Annotated in this window: 1 protein-coding gene; it reads right to left on the bottom strand. The window is 45.0% G+C overall.

The genetic code is table 11. The features are described 5' to 3' along the window. On the bottom strand, positions 1 to 441 hold a 441-nt coding region (locus R7044_RS26400), incomplete at its 3' end, for a methyl-accepting chemotaxis protein (protein WP_405540930.1). Between the last annotated feature and the right edge of the window lie 175 nt (positions 442 to 616).

Below are 616 nucleotides of genomic sequence, written 5' to 3'. Positions count from 1 at the left end.
AATGGCGTGGTCGAGTTTGACCGTATCCAAGAAAGCGCGTGTGGAAGCAATATGGATCACCTGTTGCATGTGTTCCGATTTCACAACCACTTCGTTGACAATAGAACCAATCTGCGCAGAAGAGGCAGACACTTCCTCAGCACAAGTTTGGTTTTCATCAATCGAGGTTTTAATCGCGTTCACTTGCGTTAGTACTTGGTTCACCAAAGAATCAATCTGCTCACTGGCTTCGCTGGCTTTGCCAGCAAGGTTTCTTACCTCATCTGCTACCACGGCAAATCCACGGCCTGCTTCACCGGCTCGTGCTGCTTCAATCGCTGCATTTAATGCCAACAAATTCGTTTGGTCAGAAATCTCTTGAATAGTCGATACAAGAAGGGAAATAGAGGTAGCCGTTTTATCTAATATTTTAACAGATTCAATGCTTTGTGAGGCTTGCATACTGATCTTCACGGCTCGGTTATCAAGACGAGCAAGAGCTTGATGAGTCTGCTTAAACATTTCATCTAGTTGTTGCAGTTCTTGGTTTTCATGCGCCATAGATTGCGCACTCTCCACCATCTCTGTTCGAATGGTTTGGAGCATATCTCCACCTTTCAAACTGCTAGACATCAAC

Source organism: Vibrio sp. 1402, assembly GCF_033340275.1.
This window is presented reverse-complemented; position numbering and strand designations above follow the sequence as displayed.